This window comes from Pseudomonas sp. MWU16-30316 (assembly GCF_020515645.1).
Lineage (GTDB): Bacteria > Pseudomonadota > Gammaproteobacteria > Pseudomonadales > Pseudomonadaceae > Aquipseudomonas > Aquipseudomonas cerasi.
The window spans coordinates 432,546-450,284 of record NZ_JAIZAZ010000001.1 but is presented as its reverse complement, the minus strand read 5'-3'; the positions used below and the strand labels follow the sequence as shown (position 1 = coordinate 450,284).

13 protein-coding genes are annotated in these 17,739 nt (G+C 61.0%); 4 read left to right on the top strand and 9 right to left on the bottom strand.

The annotated features are described in order from the left end of the window. Positions 1-748: 748 nt before the first annotated feature. On the bottom strand, positions 749-2,095 hold the full coding sequence (gene pmbA / locus LCH65_RS02165; RefSeq protein ID WP_226439100.1) for a metalloprotease PmbA: 1,347 nt from the start codon (positions 2,093-2,095) through the stop codon (positions 749-751). Between the two features lie 107 nt (positions 2,096-2,202). On the opposite strand from pmbA, the gene yjgA reads away from it, so the two are divergent. After that, positions 2,203-2,724 carry a ribosome biogenesis factor YjgA gene (gene yjgA, locus LCH65_RS02160; protein WP_003364101.1) on the top strand — a complete coding sequence of 174 codons (522 nt, stop codon included), beginning with the start codon at positions 2,203-2,205 and terminating at the stop codon, positions 2,722-2,724. Between the two features lie 47 nt (positions 2,725-2,771). On the opposite strand, the gene tldD is transcribed toward yjgA, so the two are convergent. From tldD to mreB, 8 genes are all read right to left on the bottom strand, one after another. Next, the gene (gene tldD, locus LCH65_RS02155) at positions 2,772-4,211 is read right to left on the bottom strand and encodes a metalloprotease TldD (RefSeq protein ID WP_003400228.1); all 1,440 of its coding nucleotides are present in this window, start codon (positions 4,209-4,211) and stop codon (positions 2,772-2,774) included. 2 nt (positions 4,212-4,213) lie between these two features. Continuing rightward, entirely contained in the window at positions 4,214-5,059 is an 846-nt protein-coding gene (locus LCH65_RS02150; protein ID WP_058398011.1) for a carbon-nitrogen hydrolase family protein, read from the bottom strand. 48 nt (positions 5,060-5,107) lie between these two features. Beyond that, on the bottom strand, positions 5,108-8,923 hold the full coding sequence (locus tag LCH65_RS02145; protein ID WP_058416189.1) for a YhdP family protein: 3,816 nt from the start codon (positions 8,921-8,923) through the stop codon (positions 5,108-5,110). Positions 8,924-9,103: 180 nt separating this feature from the next. Further along, positions 9,104-10,561 carry a ribonuclease G gene (rng, locus tag LCH65_RS02140; RefSeq protein ID WP_003364105.1) on the bottom strand — a complete coding sequence of 486 codons (1,458 nt, stop codon included), beginning with the start codon at positions 10,559-10,561 and terminating at the stop codon, positions 9,104-9,106. Beyond that, positions 10,558-11,160: a Maf family protein gene (locus LCH65_RS02135; RefSeq protein ID WP_003431505.1), complete on the bottom strand. Its 603-nt coding sequence runs from the start codon at positions 11,158-11,160 to the stop codon at positions 10,558-10,560. Before LCH65_RS02135 ends, rng begins: the two co-directional genes overlap by 4 nt. 67 nt (positions 11,161-11,227) lie before the next feature. Continuing rightward, a complete protein-coding gene (mreD, locus tag LCH65_RS02130) occupies positions 11,228-11,719 on the bottom strand; it encodes a rod shape-determining protein MreD (protein WP_003364106.1) in 492 nt (163 codons plus the stop codon). Continuing rightward, positions 11,712-12,827, bottom strand: a complete 1,116-nt coding sequence (gene mreC, locus LCH65_RS02125; protein ID WP_083515774.1) for a rod shape-determining protein MreC — start codon at positions 12,825-12,827, stop codon at positions 11,712-11,714. Before mreC ends, mreD begins: the two co-directional genes overlap by 8 nt. A gap of 183 nt (positions 12,828-13,010) precedes the next feature. Then, entirely contained in the window at positions 13,011-14,048 is a 1,038-nt protein-coding gene (gene mreB / locus LCH65_RS02120) for a rod shape-determining protein MreB (RefSeq protein ID WP_002555108.1), read from the bottom strand. 205 nt (positions 14,049-14,253) lie between these two features. Between mreB and gatC the strand changes: the two genes are divergently transcribed. The 3 genes from gatC to gatB are packed head-to-tail and all read left to right on the top strand — an operon-like array spanning position 14,254 to position 17,463. Next, positions 14,254-14,541 (top strand): Asp-tRNA(Asn)/Glu-tRNA(Gln) amidotransferase subunit GatC, encoded by a 288-nt coding sequence (gatC, locus tag LCH65_RS02115; protein WP_002555109.1) that lies wholly within the window; start codon positions 14,254-14,256, stop codon positions 14,539-14,541. Between the two features lie 14 nt (positions 14,542-14,555). Beyond that, positions 14,556-16,007, top strand: a complete 1,452-nt coding sequence (gene gatA, locus LCH65_RS02110) for an Asp-tRNA(Asn)/Glu-tRNA(Gln) amidotransferase subunit GatA (RefSeq protein WP_004411689.1) — start codon at positions 14,556-14,558, stop codon at positions 16,005-16,007. 10 nt (positions 16,008-16,017) lie between these two features. Continuing rightward, on the top strand, positions 16,018-17,463 hold the full coding sequence (gatB, locus tag LCH65_RS02105) for an Asp-tRNA(Asn)/Glu-tRNA(Gln) amidotransferase subunit GatB (protein ID WP_058398014.1): 1,446 nt from the start codon (positions 16,018-16,020) through the stop codon (positions 17,461-17,463). Positions 17,464-17,739: the final 276 nt, after the last annotated feature.

Genomic DNA, 17,739 nt, shown 5'->3' with positions numbered 1-17,739 from the left:
GAACGCCTCTTGACGAGGTAATGCTCGATCAGCAGAGGCTCGTCGGTTTAAAGCGCACAACGAATCCGCAGACTCAAGCCACGCTGGTTTCCAGCGAAGACAACTCGTTCAGGGCAGACCCCATGATCGCAGCTCATTTTATAAATGATATTCATTATTAAATGAGATACAGAATCAACACAAGCCCAATCGCTTCACCGCCTTGCGCCGGTGAGCGTGAACATGCTTTGAGGGAAACGTAAAACGCGGGTTCGGAGGGAGGTTATTGGCTGTCAAAGCCGCAAGCGGATGGGTGACGCAGAGCGTCGTGAACTGCATTCCCACGCTGGAGCGTAGGGAACAATAACCTCAACTATCGTGCGGCGCTCCGCGTCGCATGCCGTTCCGGACGCTCTGCGTCCTTTTGACGACGCAGAGCGTCGTGAACTGCATTCCCACGCTGGAGCGTAGGGAACGATAACCTCAACTATCGTGCGGCGCTCCGCGTCGCATGCCGTTCCGGACGCTCTGCGTCCTCTTGACGACGCAGAGCGTCGTGAACTGCATTCCCACGCTGGAGCGTAGGGAAAGATAACCTCAACTATCGTGCGGCGCTCCGCGTCGCATGCCGTTCCGGACGCTCTGCGTCCTTTTGACGACGCAGAGCGTCGTGAACTGCATTCCCACGCTGGAGCGTAGGGAACGATGATCGCAACTATCGTGCCCACGCTCTGCATTTATGGGCACGATAGCCGAAATCGGGGGCCTGTCAGCTACCCGCTACGGTCATTCGCTCGATCAGTACCGAGCCGGTGCGGATGTTGCTGCGCAGCTCAAGATCGCTGCCAACGGCGACGATCTGCTTGAACATGTCGCGCATGTTGCCGGCGATGGTCACTTCCTGAACCGGGAACTGAATCTCGCCATTCTCGACCCAGAAGCCTGCCGCGCCACGCGAATAGTCGCCGGTGACCATGTTCAAACCGCTGCCCATCAGCTCGGTGACCAGCAAGGCGCGCCCCATGCGCCGAATCAGCGCAGCCTGGTCGTCCGAACCATGGGTGACGAACAGGTTATGTACACCGCCCGCGTTGGCGGTGCTCGGCATGCCCAGCTTGCGGCCGGAATACGTGCTCAGCACATAGGAAACCAGATCCCCACCTGCCACGAATGGCTTGGCGAAGGTCGCCAGACCGTCGCTGTCGAACGCCGAACTGCCCATCGCATGCTTCAGGTGCGGGCGCTCATCGATGGTCATCCACTCAGGGAACAGGCGCTGACCCAGCGCGCCTTCGAGGAACGACGATTTGCGGTACAGCGTGCCACCGGAAATGGCGCCGAGAAAGCTGCCGAACAGGCCGCCCGCCAGTTCCGCAGCAAACAGCACTGGCACTTCACAGGTCGGCACCGGACGCGCACCCAGACGGCTTGCCGCACGCAACGCGGCCTTGCGGCCAATGCTCTGCGCATCGGCCAGCAGCTCGCCCTGGCGGTTGACGTCATACCAGTAATCGCGCTGCATCTGGCCTTCACCCTCGGCAATCATCACACAGCTGAGGCTGTGACGCGTTGAGGCATAGCCACCGATGAAGCCATTGCTGTTGCCATACACGCGGCAGCCCTGATGGGTATTGAGCGTAGTGCCATCGGCGTTCTTGATGCGGCTGTCGGCATCGAAGGCCGCCGCTTCGCAGATCAGCGCTTTCTCGATGGCCTGCTCGGGCGTGATGTCCCAGGTGTGATAAAGGTCAAAATCCATGACCTCTTTGGCCATCAGCGCAGCGTCGGCCAGCCCGGAGCTTTCATCCTCGGAGGTGTGTTCGGCAATCGCCAGTGCAGCGGCGACCGTTTCACGAATCGCATCGGCGCCGGTTGCCGACGTGCTGGCCGAGCCCTTGCGCTGCCCGACATACAGGGTGATACCAAAGCCCTGATCGCGGTTGAACTCGACGGTTTCGACTTCACGCTGACGGACCGATGTCGACAGCCCCTGGTCCACCGACACCGCGACTTCGCAGGCGCTGGCACCCTGACGCCGGGCTTCGGCGATGATCTGCTCGACCTGTTCCTGCAGTTCGGGCAAGGCTTGTGGGCCGACGCTTTGGGTTGCACTCATGACTTTCTCCATCAAATTCTTCTTTCAGCACAGGCCGAATACCGACCGGGCCGGACAAGCGGCCCACGACTGGTTATCATGGCGGCGTTTCTTTGCGGACTGCCCCCATGGTTGATTCTTACGACGACTCCCTCGACGGGGAGAAAAGCAAAACCCAGGTCAAACGAGAGCTGCATGCTCTGGTCGACCTCGGCGAGCGACTGACAACACTCAAAGCCGATGTGCTGGCCAAGCTGCCGCTGACCGACGCTTTGCGCAAGGCCCTGGCCGAAGCGCCCAAGCACACGGCGAACATCGCGCGAAAGCGGCACATTCTGTTCATCGGCAAGCTGATGCGCGATCAGGACCAGGAAGCCATTCTGGTGTTGCTGGACCAACTCGATGCCTCCACTCGCCAATACAATGAACGTTTCCACAATCTGGAGCGCTGGCGTGATCGCCTGATTGCGGGCGATGACGCCGACCTCGAGAAATTCGTGGTCGAATACCCCGATGCTGACCGTCAGCAGCTGCGTTCGCTGATCCGTCAGGCGCAACACGAAGTTGCACGCAACAAACCGCCGGCCACCAGCCGCAAAATCTTCAAATACATCCGTGAGCTGGACGAACTTCAACGCGGTCTGCGTTGATTTCGCCCTCGGGGCCGGCAGCAGAGGCAGCCGGCCCCGACTCACATTCAGCTACCGGTGCCACCCACGGTGATCGCGTCGATTTTCAACGTAGGCTGACCCACACCGACCGGCAGCGACTGGCCATCTTTCCCGCACGTACCGACGCCGCTGTCCAGCGACAGATCGTTACCCACCATCGACACCCTGCTCATGGCTTCCGGCCCGTTACCGATCAAGGTCGCGCCTTTGACCGGCGCGGTGATCTTGCCGTCTTCGATCAGATAGGCCTCACTGGTTGAAAACACGAACTTGCCGCTGGTGATATCCACCTGGCCACCGCCCAGATTGGCGCAGTAGATGCCGCGCTTCACTGAGGCGATGATTTCCTGCGGATCGCTCTGCCCGCCCAGCATGTAGGTGTTGGTCATGCGCGGCATCGGCAGGTGGGCATAGGACTCGCGACGGCCGTTGCCGGTACGTGCCACGCCCATCAGGCGCGCATTGAGCTTGTCCTGCATGTAGCCCTTGAGCACGCCATTCTCGATCAGCGTGGTGCATTCGGTCGGTGTGCCCTCGTCATCGACACTCAGCGAGCCACGACGCCCCGCCAGGGTGCCGTCGTCGACGATGGTGCAGAGTTTCGACGCAACCATCTCGCCCATGCGCCCGCTGTAGGCCGAACTGCCCTTGCGGTTGAAGTCGCCCTCAAGGCCGTGACCCACTGCTTCGTGCAGCAGCACGCCAGACCAGCCAGAGCCAAGTACTACCGGCAAGGTGCCTGCCGGGGCGGGAATCGCTTCCAGGTTGACCAGTGCCTGACGCAGGGCCTCACGGGCATAGCCCATGGCGCGATCGTCGGTCAGGAAATAACGGTAGTCGGTACGCCCCCCGCCGCCATGCCCGCCCCGCTCGCGACGGCCATTCTGCTCGACGATGACACTGACATTGAAGCGCACCAGCGGGCGCACATCGGCGGCAAGGCTGCCATCCGCGGCGGCCACCAGAATGCGCTCCCAGACGCCGGCCATGCTCACCGAAACCTGCTGGATACGCGAGTCCAGCGCACGCGTCGCAACGTCGATGCGCTTGAGCAACTCGACCTTCTCGGCGCGGCTCAACACTTCCAGCGGGTTATCCGGGGCGTACAACTGCGCCACGTCCTGCGAGGTGAAAGCCTGCACGCGACCATTCTGGCCAGCGCGGGAGATGGAACGCGCGGCCTGCGCGGCGGTGCGCAGTGCCTCGGCGGTGATCGCGTTGCTGTACGCAAAGCCGGTTTTCTCACCCGACTGGGCACGCACGCCCACGCCTTGATCGAGATTGAAACTGCCTTCCTTGACGATCCCGTCTTCGAGCGACCAGGACTCGGAGATCATGCCCTGAAAATACAGATCGGCCGCGTCGATTCCTGGCCCGGCCAGATCGCCCAGCACGGACTGCAGGCTGTCGAGGTTCAGGCCGCCGGGTGCCAGAAGGTGTTCGCTGACTGAGGACAGATCACTCATATTCACTCCGAAGCAGGCCGCATGGCGTCCTGCGAAAAAAAGCGCCGGTGACTGGACACCGGCATCCGCGCCCGTATGGACGCCTGTTCTTGACTGTCTCGTGTGGCCAGCAGCACCGCTTCACCCTGTGCCTGCTCGGCCAGTACGCGTCCCCATGGATCAACGATGGCCGCGTGTCCGTAAGTCTCGCGAGGCCCCGGATGGACCCCGCCCTGTGCTGCCGCCAGCACGTAACACTGGGTTTCGATGGCACGCGCGCGGATCAGAATGTCCCAGTGCGCAGCCCCCGTTACCGCAGTGAACGCTGACGGCGCGGTTATCAGTTCAGCACCGGCTTCACGCAACGCGGTGTACAGCTCGGGAAAGCGCAGGTCGTAGCAGACGGTCAGCCCCAGACGCCCCACGGGCGTATCGGCTACCACCACGCTGCTCCCATGAGCATAGTCATCCGATTCACGATAGCGGCCACGGTTGTCAGCGACGTCTACATCGAACAGATGCAGTTTGTCATAACGGGCCACCTGCTCACCGTGCTCGTCGATCAACAGCGAACACGCCGTCACCTTGCCATCCGGCCGATCATCCGGCGGCAGTGGCAAGGTTCCGGCAACAATCCATAACTTGAGGTCGCGAGCGGCCAGTTTCAACCATGGCAGGATCGGTCCGTGCCCCTGAGCCTCGGCACGACCGATATCGGCAACGTCACGGCGCCCCATCGCGACGAAGTTTTCGGGCAGTACCGCCAACCGCGCGCCACCTTCAGCCGCCTGTTCCAGCAAACGCCGAGCACTGCCCAGATTAGCCATTACATCGCTTTGGCTGACCATCTGAATCACCGCGAAAGACATGGCAACCCGCTCCTGAATGACATGGCCACCACTGTACTCCATGAGACGCTATTGAGGCTTTTCAAATGGCTTGTCGAACGTGATCTTCGGCTCTTTCCAAGGCCCTTCGACCTTGTATTGAACGCTGGCGAAACGCGCAACCCGGTCGCCCAGCAGCTTGTCGACCAGAAACAGCGCCCCGCCAATGGCGGGTGCGCCGACAATCAAAGCAGCGATAGGCAGGTTGTTGGTGACCGGCAAGGTCACCAGCAGCTTCGCATCGACGCGATCACGAACCATGTCCAGGGTACCGTTGAGCTCCAGATTACTCGAAGGCCCGGTCAGGGTGATCGGGTTGCGCGTCACATAGACACCGTCGCTGGCGACCAGCAGCCCTTTGACCCGGTCGTAACTCAGGCCTTTGCCCAGCAGGTCGGAGAAGTCCAGGCGCAGACGCCGGCCGATGGAGTTGAAGTTCAACAGCCCGAATACCCGCAACGCCTGAGCACCGCCCTCGACTTCGACAAACTGGCCTCTGTTGAGCGTGGCATCCAGACTGCCGGAATAGCGCTTCAGACCGACCCAGGCAGGCGAACCCGGCCAGCGTCCGTCCACGTTCATCTCGAAGCGTTCACTGGTGACGGTGGGGGCGAAGTTCCACGCCTTGAGCACATCCGCCAGGTTCTTGCCCGCCAGGCGGCCTTTGAACGAACTGCTGCTGGCCCCGGGCGTGCCCTCCCAGGTAGCGTCACCCTCCAGCAGGATGCCTTTGAGCCCCAGGCTCATGTCCGACATGCGCATGCCGGCAGGCGTCGGCCGGGATTTCAACGCCCAGGCCCCCAGCAACTGATCGCCCTGAAACAGTTGGGAGATCTTCACGTCCAGCGCAGGGATATTGTGCGGGTCGATATCCGCCAGAGGGTCAGGTGCGTTTTCCACCACGGTCGCTGTCGGATCGGATGCAGGCAGTCGAACGTAGAGCATGTTGATGCCGATCGGGGCAGACTTGGCGTCGGGCAGCGTTGCCGTGCCCTTGGCCAGCGCGCTGTCCAGCGACAGGGCCCAGGCTGCCGCGTTGCGCTGCAATTGAACACGCACGTCATTGAGTGTGGTGCCCATCGCGGTCAGCTTGCCGATCTGCAGGTCAACGCTGTTAAGCAGTTGCTTCGCGTTGCCGCCCGGATCATTCCCGGTGTAACGCGCGGCCAGTTCCTGCCAGGGCGCGATATCCAGCTCGGACAACTCGCCACGGATCCGCAAGCCTTTGGCGTCCGGCACGATCGCCCCGCCGCGCCCCAGATAGAGTTCGCCTCGACCTTCGGCAAACTTGCCATTCGGTGCAGCGAAAGCAAAGTTGGCCTGATCGTTATACGCCGCGCCGAGCCTGCGCTCCGCGCCTTGCAGAGTCATGCGGAACTCGCTGGGACGCTCCTGTTCGGCGGTTTTGCCAAACGGTGCGGGCAAATCGATCGCCACGCCCTTGAGCGTGGAGTTGATTACCAGCGGGCTGTCCTTGCTGTCCAGAATCAACTGCAACTGATACGGCAGGTCACCGGAGACCGGCAGCGGCTGGGTCACGTTCAGCCAGTCGGTCAGCCGCTTCACGGTGATTTGCCCGTTCGCCACAATGCGTGTCACGTTGTCGCCTGGCTTGCCCTCGGCGGCGATTTCTGCGGTCACAGGACGATCGAATGCCTGGGCCTTGATGCCTTTGCCACTCAGGCCACTGGCGCTGTCGAAACGGAAATCGCCCTTCAGGCGAGTCAGCTCCAGCACCGGGTCAGCCAGTTTCAGACGCGCATTGTCGGTGCTGAAATCCACCACGACCTTTGGCTCGACGCCCTTGGCCAGCGGGATATCCAGCTTCAGTTTGCCGTCCAGCGGGCCTTCGCCCTGCCATCCGGCAAATGTGCTGCCCGTGCCAATGGGCGCCTGCTGGAGAATCTTCAGGCCGTCGATCAGGTTTCCGGAGAAATTACCGTCCACCAGCAGGTGACTGTCCTGACCTGACGGCACATGAGGAATATTGACCAGCACGTTGCTGACCTTGGTATCGAGCAACTGGCCTTTGCTCGCCTTGACACGTACACCGCTGTTTTCGACGTAGACCTTGCCATCCACCCCGGTCAGCGACGGCCAGCCCGGCTGGAACGCCAGCGTTGCGTTACTGACATCGAAGAACAGACTGATGACACGCGCCGTATCGGGCGAATTCTTGTTCAGCGACCCTTGATACTGGAAGAACCCCTGCTTGACCGCGCCACTTACCACCGCGGTGCGCAACCAGTGATCAAGCTCCGGACTGAGCGCTGTCGGCAGGTACTTGCTGGTGTAACGGCCATCGCCGTCAACCATGCCGACCCGCAGGTCCATGTAATCTTCCTGATCATGACTGAGATGAATCTTGATCAGAAAGTCCGCCGCAATCTTGCCTTCGTCGCCAAGCACCTTGATATACGGGGCGATCAGCGTGAACGCCTGATCATCCAGTTTCCAGGTCAGACGGGCATTGGCCTTCTGGTAACGCCAGGGTTTGGCGAAGATCGGGTCCAGGTGCAGCATGAAATCATCGGTGTCGAGGCGCAGCTCGCCCTGCCCCAGATCGCCGCTGATGGCACCGGTGACGTTTCCGGCCGCCGGAGCGCCGCGATACGCGTTGAAACCCACCTTGTCCAGATTGGCGGCAAAGCTCAGGCGCTTGTCGCCCACTGCCTGTGGCCGGTAGTCGAGCAGCACGTTATGCAGCCCGCCTGTCACTTTGAGGCCATCGACCACTGCCATGGCCTTGTCAGGCAGGGGCGCGAGGGAGTCGATCAGCGGCGTGACGGGAGTCAGGTCCAGACGATCAGCCTGTACGTGCCAGAGCTCTTCGCTGTCGGGCGTCGCGGCGGTTTGCGTCAGTTGCACACGGCTTTCCCAGCGCGTGTCGCCAAGGCTCATCGCCAGTGAATCGAGGTTCAGGTCGAAACCTGTTTCAGTCCGTGCAAACCATGCGTTCAGCGCGAGATTATCGATCGTCGCCGGTTTGCGACCGGCATAAACGCCTTTGACCTGCGGTGCATTGAGGCGCGTCGTCGCGCTTTGCACGGTGCCCTTGCCCCAATTCAACCAGACCTCGCCCCCGGCCTGCAGCTTCGACAGTGTCCATTCGCGCGTGAGACTTTTCGGCAGCCACTTGGCCCAGTCGCTTTGCGGCAGGCTGGCGTAGACATCGGCCTCGCCGTCCTTCCACTGACTGGCCTGAATGCGCGAACGCACGTTGAGCGCGACCGGCTGACCATCCGGCAGGGTCAGGCGTGCGTCAAGTCGCTGGGCATAGCTGCCGGTGTCCAGGCTGAGGTTTACATAGGTGAGGGTCAGCGGCGCGGCGTCAAACGGTTGCACCGTGACCTGGCTGTCGAGCAGCGACAAATGCGCGACCATCTGCATCTGCCTGAGCACCTGCTCGGGGTCGAAGGGGCTGTCGTTGTGCACCGGCAAGCCCTGAACCGACCATGCGCCGTCCTTGTCCTGCCTGAGGCTGAACTGCAGGCCGTCCACTTCAAGATGAGCGATGCGCACGTCACGCGCCAGCAGGCTTTCCCAAAGGTCGGGAACAACCCTTACACGATCCAGACGCAGGGCACTGGTGCCCTCGCCGACCATCACATCGTTGGCCAGCAACACCGGAGCAAAGCGGCTCCAGCTGCCTTCCAGGCTGCCGATGCTCAACGGTATACCCAACGCGCTGCTGGCACGGGTTTCCACATCAACACGGTATTCGGCAACCAGCGGCGTCAATTGACGGCCGAGACTCACGTACAGCGCCGCAAGCACCAGAATCAGTGCGCACAGGCTCAGCCCCCAGCGGGTCAGGGTTGCGACAAGGCGAGGAAGACGTCCCATCTCAGGAAGCCCTCCACTGCGGGGTGCGAGGAGCGGAATCGGCGAACGGATTCCGGCTCGGAGGTGCAGGTGCGGTCAGGTACAGGTTTTGCTCATTCGCCACGCATCATTCTCGATAAAACGGCATACCTGCCAGAAACCCGTAGGGCACTTTTCATATATTTCAAACGATCAGCACCCTCAGAGCAGCACCACGTCGTATTGTTCCTGCGAGTACATGGTTTCTACCTGAAAACGGATAGTGCGGCCAATAAAGCTCTCCAGCTCAGCCACGTTGCCGGACTCTTCGTCAAGCAGGCGATCCACCACGCGCTGATTGGCCAGAACGCGATAGCCCACTGCCTGATAGGCCCTGGCCTCGCGCAGGATTTCCCGGAAGATTTCGTAGCAGATGGTCTCGGGGGTCTTCAGCTTGCCCCGCCCTGCGCAGCAATGACACGGTTCGCACAGCACCTGCTCGAGGCTTTCGCGGGTGCGCTTGCGCGTCATCTGCACCAGACCCAGCTCAGTGATACCGATGATGTTGGTCTTGGCGTGATCGCGTTCCAGTTGTTTCTCCAGCGTGCGCAGCACCTGACGCTGATGCTCACCGTCTTCCATGTCGATGAAATCAATGATGATGATGCCGCCCAGATTGCGCAGGCGCAGCTGCCGGGCGATGGCCGTGGCGGCTTCCAGATTGGTCTTGAAGATGGTTTCTTCGAGGTTGCGATGCCCCACGAACGCGCCGGTATTGACGTCGATGGTGCTCATCGCTTCGGCCGGGTCGATTACCAGATAGCCACCCGACTTGAGCGGCACCTTGCGCTCGAGGGCCTTCTGGATTTCGTCCTCGACCCCATAGAGGTCGAAGATCGGCCGCTCGCCCGGATAGTGCTCAAGCCTGTCGGCAATTTCCGGCATCAGCTCGGCCACGAACTGGGTGGTTTTCTGAAAGGTCTCCCGCGAGTCGATACGGATCTTCTCGATGCGCGGGCTGACCAGATCGCGCAAGGTGCGCAGCGCCAGGCCCAGGTCTTCGTAAATCACCGTGGGCGGACTGACGGTCTTGATCTGCTCGCCGATCTGATCCCAGAGCCTGCGCAGATAGCGGATGTCCATGAGGATTTCGTCGGCACCGGCGCCTTCCGCAGCGGTGCGCAGAATGAAACCTCCGGCTTCCTTGATACCTTCCTGGGCAACACAATCGCTGACCACTTTCTTGAGTCGTTCGCGCTCGGCTTCGTCCTCGATTTTCAGCGAGATGCCCACATGCGCAGTGCGCGGCATGTACACCAGATAACGTGACGGAATGGAGAGTTGCGTGGTCAGCCGTGCGCCCTTGCTGCCGATCGGGTCTTTGGTGACTTGCACGACAAGGCTCTGGCCATCATGTACCAGCGACGCAATGCTCTCGACCGCTGGCCCTTCCCGCATGGAGATTTCCGACGCATGAATGAACGCCGCGCGGTCCAGACCAATGTCGATGAACGCCGCCTGCATGCCGGGAAGCACCCGCACAACCTTGCCTTTGTAGATATTGCCGACAATGCCGCGACGTTGGGTGCGCTCGACGTGCACCTCTTGCAGAACCCCGTTTTCCACCACTGCCACGCGCGATTCCATCGGCGTGATGTTGATCAGAATCTCTTCACTCATGACTTGTCACCTTCCAGGCATTGCCAGCAGGGTATGCCGAAATGGCCGAGCAGTTCTGCGGTTTCGCACAGGGGCAGCCCCACCACCCCAGAATAGCTGCCTTGCAGACCCTCGACGAAAATCGCTGCCAACCCCTGGATGGCATAGCCGCCGGCCTTGTCGGCGGGCTCGCCACTGGTCCAGTAGGCGTGGGCTTCATGGGTTTGAATCGGGCGAAAGCGCACACGACTGGTAACAATACGGGTTTCGCTGCGTTGCCGATCACTGAGCGCGACAGCCGTCAGCACGTCATGCTCGCGCCCGGACAGGGCCATCAACATCGCCAAGGCATCTGACTCATCGACCGGCTTGCCAAGAATGCGTCCATCGAGCACCACCGCCGTGTCGGCCCCCATCACGCAGGCCTGGTGTTCGGCTGGCAGCACGGACAGCCCGGCCTGAGCCTTGCCCAGCGCAAGACGCTCGACATAGGCAGCGGGGGTTTCATGGTCGAAGGGGGTTTCGTCGATCTGAGCGCTCAGTACGGTAAACGGCACACCGATCTGAGTCAGAAGTTCGCGGCGGCGCGGCGAGCCAGAAGCCAGATAAAGCGAGGGCATAAGGACATCTCCGTGTCTGTGCGGGTGAGCGCGAGGGACGCAGCGGGGCGTCGCGCTCACCTTGCGCTTAATTGATTTTCAAACGTTTGCGCAATCCACGCAGGCCATAACTGATCCAGGGCCACAACAGAGCGCTGACCAACGCGGGCAGCACCAGCGCCAGCGTAGGCTGACGGTTGCCGGTCAATGCGCTCAGCCAGAGTTGCGCAAGCTGCGCCAGACCGAATACCACCAACAGCACCAGGCACTGTTGCCACATGGGAAACATGCGCAGGCGCTGCTGCAGGGACATCACCAAAAAGGTAATCAGGCTGAGGATCAGGGCATTCTGGCCGAGCAGTGTGCCGTACAGCACATCCTCCATCAGGCCCAGTATCCACGCGGTGGTCATACCGTATTTGTGCGGCAGCGCCAGAACCCAGAAGGTCAGCAGCAGGGCCAGCCACAGCGGGCGGAAAATTTCCATGAATTGCGGCAGCGGCGAAACGCTCAGCAACAGACCGATCGCAAACGTCAGCCAGACCACCCAGCCATTGCGCCCGGAAACATGACTAACCATCGATAGGCTCCCGAGCGGTGGAAGATCTTGAGGCAGGCGGCTGTGACGCCGCAGGCCGGGAGGCAGGTCTTGCCGGTGTCGCAGGCGTTGCCGCCGGTGCAGGGGTTGTCGATTGCGACGCCGGCTTGTGCGTCAGCGTACTGCCCGGAAAGACCGGAACGACTGCCTGTGGCCACATCGGGAAGGCGGGTGTCGGCGGAGGCAACGTCGCCATCACGGAAGGCTCGATGCCCTTGTCGAGGGATTCCTGCGCTTGCGCCGCATCGGCAGCGCGCTCTTCCGGCGAGCGGCCGTCAGAGAACACCAGCAACAGATAGCGACTGCGATTCAACGCAGCGGTGGGCACTGCCCGAACGATCGCGAACGGCTGGCCGGAGTCGTGAATCACTTCCTTGACCGTTGCCACCGGGTAGCCGGCCGGGAATCGCTGGCCAAGGCCCGAGCTAACCAGCAGGTCGCCTTCCTTGATGTCTGCGGTGTCCGCCACATGCCGAAGCTCCAGACGTTCCGGATTACCGGTGCCGCTGGCGATGGCACGCAGACCGTTGCGGTTGACCTGCACCGGGATGCTGTGGGTGGTGTCGGTCAGCAACAAGACGCGTGAGGTATAGGGCATCAACTCGACCACCTGCCCCATCAGGCCGCGTGCATCGAGCACAGGCTGACCGAGCACCACGCCGTCGCGTTCGCCCTTGTTGATGATGATGCGATGGGTGAAGGGGTTCGGGTCCATGCCGATCAGCTCGGCGACCTCGACCTTTTCGTTGACCAGCGCCGAGGAGTTCAGCAACTCACGCAGCCGGACGTTCTGCTCGGTCAGTGCCGCCAGCTTTTGCAGGCGACCTTGCAGGAGCAGGGCTTCGGTCTTGAGTTTTTCGTTTTCGGCGATCAGCTCTGTGCGGCTGCCGAACTGACTGGCGACGCCTTGATACAGACGCTGTGGCAGGTCGACGATCCAGTAGGACTGCATGAGCACCATCGACATCTGGCTGCGCACGGGCTTGAGGATCGTAAAGCGGGCGTCGACAACCATCAACGCAACCGACAGAACGGCGAGCACCAGCAGACGTACGCCCAGCGAAGGGCCTTTTGAGAAAAGCGGTTTAATGGGCCGCTCCTCCGGGGCATGCGATCGTTGGATCGAACTTCGATTGGCAATTATTCATGCGGTATGTAACCGGCCCGGACAAATGAAAGAGATAGGCACCCTGTTTCGGCGTCAGCCTGAAGCATACAGGTAGCATATCCGCTACCTGCATACAAAAGACTCCGTGAAAGGCACCCCGGCGAATTATTCGCTGGAGAGCAGATCCATGGTGTGCTTATCCATCATTTCCAGCGCACGGCCACCGCCACGCGCTACACAGGTCAGCGGATCTTCGGCAACGATGACCGGCAGGCCGGTTTCCTGCGCCAGCAACTTGTCCAGATCACGCAGCAACGCACCACCACCGGTCAGGACCAGACCACGCTCGGCGATGTCCGAGGCCAGTTCCGGAGGCGATTGCTCCAGAGCGCTCTTGACCGCCTGAACGATGGTCGCCAGCGACTCCTGCAGTGCTTCGAGAACTTCGTTGGAGTTCAGCGTGAACGCACGCGGAACGCCTTCAGCCAGGTTACGGCCACGGACGTCGACTTCACGCACTTCACCGCCCGGATAGGCAGTACCGATTTCCTGCTTGATGCGCTCGGCAGTGGATTCGCCGATCAGGCTGCCGTAGTTGCGGCGCACATAGGTGATGATCGCTTCGTCGAAACGGTCACCGCCAACCCGTACGGATTCGGCATACACCACACCGTTCAGGGAGATCAGGGCGATTTCGGTGGTGCCGCCGCCGATGTCGACAACCATCGAGCCGCGAGCTTCTTCCACCGGCAGACCGGCACCGATTGCTGCGGCCATCGGCTCTTCGATCAGGAAGACTTCGCGTGCGCCTGCACCCAGGGCCGACTCGCGAATCGCGCGACGCTCAACCTGGGTGGATTTGCACGGAACGCAGATCAGCACACGAGGGCTGGGCTGCAGAAAGCTGTTTTCATGAACCTTGTTGATGAAGTACTGCAACATTTTTTCGCAGACGCTGAAGTCGGCGATAACGCCGTCTTTCATTGGACGAATGGCTGCGATGTTGCCTGGAGTACGGCCCAGCATGCGCTTGGCTTCGGTACCGACGGCCACGACACTCTTCTGGTTGCCGTGAGTACGAATGGCAACGACAGAGGGTTCATTCAGAACGATACCGCGCTCACGCACGTAAATAAGGGTGTTGGCAGTGCCCAGGTCGATGGATAGATCACTGGAAAACATGCCACGCAGTTTCTTGAACATGGGAAAGGGACCCTAGGGAACGCGTGGTAAAAAAAGTGCGGCAAACTCTAACAACGACAGGGATTTTGGGCAAGGAGCCAATATGCTAAATTGGCGGTTTTCCGAACACCACCCTCGACGTTAGCGGCTTGAGACAGTAATAACGCGATAGTGTTCCGCAATTGGCAACAAAGCAAATCCATAAGCATTCCACTGGAGATACCCCATGGCGCTTGAACGCTCCGACGTGGAAAAGATCGCTCATCTGGCCCGACTGGGTCTCAATGACGCCGATATCCCGCGTACCACCGAAGCACTTAACAGCATTCTTGGGCTGGTCGATCAGATGCAAGCAGTCGACACCACTGGCATCGAGCCGCTGGCTCACCCGCTGGAAGCCACCCAGCGCCTGCGCGAAGACGCCGTCACCGAGCGAAATCGTCGTGACACTTACCAAGCCATCGCACCAGCGGTCCAAGACGGCCTCTATCTGGTTCCGAAAGTCATCGAGTAAGGGAAAGCGCCTGCATGCATCAAATGACTCTGGCCGAGATCGCTCGCGGACTCGCCGATAAAAAGTTTTCTTCCGAAGAGCTGACTCGCGTTCTGCTGTCGCGCATCGCGACGCTCGACCCGCAGCTCAACAGCTTCATCAGCCTCACCGAAGACCTGGCCATCACCCAGGCGCAGGCGGCAGACGCGCGCCGCGCCGCTGGTGAAAACGGCCCGCTGCTCGGCGCTCCGCTGGCGCACAAGGACCTGTTCTGCACCCAGGGCATCCGCACCAGTTGCGGCTCGCTGATGCTCGACAATTTCAAGGCACCGTACGACGCCACGGTTGTTTCGCGTCTGGCATCGGCCGGTACTGTGACACTGGGCAAGACCAACATGGACGAATTCGCCATGGGTTCGGCCAACGAATCCAGCCATTACGGCGCGGTGAAAAACCCGTGGAACCTGGAATGCGTCCCTGGCGGTTCTTCGGGTGGTTCGGCAGCCGCTGTCGCTGCACGCCTGTTGCCCGCCGCGACCGGCACCGACACGGGCGGCTCGATTCGCCAGCCTGCGGCACTGACCAACCTCACGGGCCTCAAGCCGACCTACGGCCGCGTATCGCGCTGGGGCATGATTGCCTACGCCTCCAGCCTCGATCAGGCGGGTCCGATGGCACGCACGGCCGAAGACTGCGCACTGCTGCTGCAAGGCATGGCCGGTTTCGATCCGCAGGACTCGACCAGTATCGACGAGCCGGTTCCGGACTACTCCGCCAGCCTCAATACCTCGCTCAAGGGCCTGCGTATCGGTGTGCCGAAAGAGTATTTCAGCGCAGGTCTGGACCCGCGCATCGCGCAGCTGGTGCATGAAAGCGTCAAGGAGCTGGAAAAGCTCGGCGCGATCGTCAAGGAAATCAGCCTGCCGAACCTTCAGCACGCGATCCCGGCCTACTACGTCATCGCCCCGGCTGAAGCCTCGTCCAACCTGTCGCGCTTTGACGGTGTGCGTTTCGGCTACCGCTGCGAAGACCCGAAAGACCTGACCGACCTGTACAAGCGCTCGCGCGCCGAAGGCTTCGGCCCGGAAGTCCAGCGACGCATCATGGTCGGCGCCTACGCGCTGTCGGCGGGTTACTACGACGCCTATTACCTGCAGGCGCAGAAAATCCGTCGCCTGATCAAGAACGACTTCATGAGCGCGTTCGCCGATGTCGACGTGATTCTCGGTCCGACCACGCCCAACCCGGCCTGGAAGATCGGCGCCAAGACCAACGATCCGATTGCCGAATACCTGGAAGACTTCTACACCATCACCGCCAACCTGGCGGGCCTGCCCGGCTTGTCCATGCCTGCAGGCTTCGTCGACGGGCTACCGGTCGGCGTGCAGCTGCTCGCTCCGTATTTCCAGGAAGGCCGTCTCTTGAATGTGGCGCATCAGTATCAGCAAGTCACCGACTGGCACACTCGCGCACCTGAAGGCTTCTGAGGAGAAACACATGCAATGGGAAGTCGTCATCGGGCTGGAGATTCATACCCAGCTTTCGACCCAATCAAAGATTTTTTCCGGTAGCGCGACCACGTTCGGCTCCGAGCCCAACACGCAGGCCAGCCTCGTCGATCTGGGCATGCCTGGCGTATTGCCGGTGCTGAACAAGGAAGCCGTGCGCATGGCCGTCAAGTTCGGCCTGGCCGTCAACGCCGAAATCGGCCAGCACAACGTGTTCGCCCGCAAGAACTACTTTTACCCGGACCTGCCCAAGGGCTATCAGATCAGCCAGATGGAGCTGCCGATCGTCGGCAAGGGCCACCTGGACATCCCCCTTGAAGACGGCACGGTCAAGCGCATCGGCATCACCCGTGCGCACCTGGAAGAGGATGCAGGCAAGAGCCTGCACGAAGACTTCCAGGGCATGACCGGTATCGACCTGAACCGTGCTGGCACGCCGCTGCTGGAGATCGTTTCCGAGCCGGACATGCGCAGCGCCAAGGAAGCCGTGGCTTACGTCAAGGCCATCCACGCGATCGTGCGCTACCTGGGCATCTGTGATGGCAACATGGCCGAAGGTTCGCTGCGCTGCGACTGCAACGTATCGATTCGTCCGAAGGGCCAGGTCGAGTTCGGCACGCGCTGCGAGATCAAGAACGTCAACTCGTTCCGCTTTATCGAAAAGGCGATCAACAGCGAGATTCAGCGCCAGATCGATCTGATCGAAGACGGTGGCAAGGTTATCCAGCAAACGCGCCTGTATGACCCGAACACCAACGAAACCCGCGCCATGCGCAGCAAGGAGGAAGCCAACGACTACCGTTACTTCCCCGACCCGGATCTGTTGCCGGTGATCATCGAGGATTCTTTCCTCGAAGAAACCCGCGCCACCTTGCCGGAGCTGCCACCACAGAAACGCGAACGCTTCCAGAGCCAGTTCGGCCTCTCGACCTACGACGCCAGCGTGCTGGCTTCGAGCCGCGAGCAGGCTGACTACTTCGAACAGGTGGTGAGCATCAGTGGTGACGCCAAACTGGCAGCCAACTGGGTCATGGTCGAGCTGGGCAGCCTGCTCAACAAGCAGGGCCTGGAGATCGACCAGTCGCCGGTCAGTGCCGAGCAGTTGGGCGGCATGCTCAAGCGCATCACTGACAACACCATTTCCGGCAAGATCGCGAAAATGGTCTTCGAGGCGATGGCCAATGGTGAAGGCAGCGCCGATGAAATCATCGAAAAGCGCGGCCTGAAGCAGGTCACCGACAGCGGTGCCATTGAATCGATGCTCGACGAGGTGCTGGCAGCCAACGCGGAGCAGGTCGAACAATATCGCGCCGCCGATGAAGCCAAGCGCGGCAAGATGTTCGGTTTCTTCGTTGGTCAGGCGATGAAAGCTTCCAAAGGCAAAGCCAACCCGCAGCAGGTCAACGAATTGCTGAAGACCAAGCTGGAGGGCTGATCCTCGTCACTCACGTTCCCATGCTATGCGATCAGCGTTATACACGAGTCTTGTGGGAGCGAGTTTGCTCGCGAATAGGCCGGTACAGCCTCTAGAGACAGGGCGTTTGGACCAAGGTCTTCGTGAGCAAGCTCACTCCCACGGAGATCTTTATTCACATCGCGATTGCGGTCAAAGACCCCGCCTTCTGGGCTCTTCATGACTTATGTATAACGCTGAGCGCTCCGCGTGGGAATGCAGTTCCGGACGCTCTGCGTCCGCTGTTGAGTACTCGGA